This window comes from Dietzia sp. DQ12-76 (assembly GCF_014145045.1).
GTDB lineage: Bacteria > Actinomycetota > Actinomycetes > Mycobacteriales > Mycobacteriaceae > Dietzia.
Map to the genome: position 1 here is coordinate 1 of NZ_JAALDV010000533.1, position 2,033 is coordinate 2,033.

At 72.2% G+C, this 2,033-nt stretch carries 1 protein-coding gene; it reads right to left on the reverse strand.

Features of this window, described 5'->3' with window-relative positions:
• Positions 1–2,033: carboxylate--amine ligase/circularly permuted type 2 ATP-grasp protein (locus tag G6019_RS16225; protein WP_182628042.1), on the reverse strand; the 2,033-nt coding region annotated here is incomplete at both ends.

The following is a 2,033-nucleotide window of genomic DNA, read 5'->3' on the forward strand; positions in this document are numbered from 1 at the left end:
TTGCCGCCGCCCCCGCGCGAGGAGTTGACGATCAACGACCCGGCGGGCGCCACCCGGGTGAGGCCGGCCGGGACCGCGTGCGCCGTCGTCCGGCCCCCCTCGCGCCTCAGGTGGGCGAACGCACGCAGGTCGACGTGCCTCCGCTGCATGTGGGTGCCGTCGAAGGTCGGAAGCGTGGACAGGGCCACCACCTCCTGGGCGATGAACCCCTCGGGTCGGGTGAGCAGCTCTTCGCGCCGTGCGGCCAGTTCCGCCTCGGAGCACTCGGGCCCGATGGTGATCCCCAGCCCCCCGTACCCGTCGATCGGTTTGACCACCAGCTCGCCCAACCGTTCCAGCACCAGGTCGCGCTGGGTGCGGTCCGCACACAGATAGGTCGGGACCTGGTCGAGGATCGGGGTTTCGCCCAGGTAGAAGTCGATCATCGCGGGAACCGAAGCGTAGACGGCCTTGTCGTCCGCCACCCCGTTCCCGAGGGCGTTGGCCAGCGTCAACCGTCCTCCGGCCAGGGCGTCCAGCAGACCGTCCCGGAGCGGCTCGCCGTCGAGCCCCGGAGAGCTGAGCAGCATGTCCTCGTCGATCCGCGCGTACACCACGTCGACCCTGACCAGCTCGTCCCCGGCCCTGCGGTGCAGGATCCCGTCGCGGAAGACCACCTCGTCGGGAGTGACGAGGGGCAGTCCGGTCCGGTCGGCGATGAGGCGGTGCTCGAACCACGCCGAGTCCGCGGGACCGGACGACATCACCACCATGTTCGGGGTGTCACCCGCCGCCGGTGGAGCCGCGGCGTGCAGGGTGTCGCGGATCATGGGGAACGCCTGGTCGGGCGAGTGGAGATCGAACTCGTCCACGAGATCTCCGAACAGGGTCGCCGTCATCTCGCGGTGGGCGGTGGAGAAGGCGATGCCCGAGGGGACGCGGACGTTGTCCTCGAGCACCAACCACCGACCGTCGTCAGCGCACACCAGGTCGATCCCGCAGATGTGGGCCCGGACCCGGCCCGCCCCCGGTGCCTGCCCGGTGCCGGTCCGGAACCCCGGCGCGCGGTCCAGGGCCTCGGGGGTGAGGTGCCCGGCCGCCACGAACTCCTGCTCGCCGTAGACGTCATCGAGGAACGCGTCGAGGGCTCGGGCGCGCTGCTCGATGCCCGCGGCGAGCCTCTCCCATACCTCTGCGGTGAGGATCCGTGGGACGAAGTCCATCGGGAACGCGTGGGGCCGCTCCTGGCCGGTGACCCGGAACGTGACCCCGGCGACCGAGGCCTCCTGTTCCGCCCTCACCTGCCGGGCGCGGAGCCTCACGGTGCCGATCCTCTGCAGGGCGGTGAGGACCGGGTCGTACGGGGCCCGCGGTCGCCCGCCCACCTCGACCGCCTCGTCCCAGCTCGGATCCGAGTCGAGTCCCTCGATGGGCAGGTAGACACCGAACAGCCTCGCGTGCGCGTCGGGCACCGGCGACCGGGAGCCGCTGGTGCCGCCGGTCTCCACCACGAGCAGGTCCACGATGTCCTGGACGTGACCGCGGCGACGCAGCGTCTGACGCTGACGGAACGCGCTGCTGCCGTTGTACAGGGCGTCGTGGACCAGTTCCCGCACCATGTCCAGGTCACCCGTGGCCTCGAGCTGACCGGTCAGGGAGTCGACCAGGTCGGTGATGACGTCGGCCGCGGGACGTGGCCGGAGGCTGACCGGATCCACCAGGGAGCCCTCGAGGCCGGAACGGGCCGCGCGCCACAGCGCCGCCCGGAGCCTCGTCTCCACCGGGGCGGCGGGCTCCGCACCCCCGGCCAGGGCGGCGGCCTCTCGTTGGACCAGCGCGCGGAACAGCGCGGCCACCAACGCCGTCGCGTCGGCGGAGGGGCAGGCGTCGCACACCAGGATCTCCACCGAGCGCCCGTCCGCGCCCGGCTGGATCCCGAAGCCCACCATCGAGCGATCGTTGATGACCCCGCTGCCGACGAGGTCGTCGACGAGTGCGTGATACTCCTGAGCCGAGCACACGCCCGCCACCGGCGCGGTGGTCGGCCACTGGGA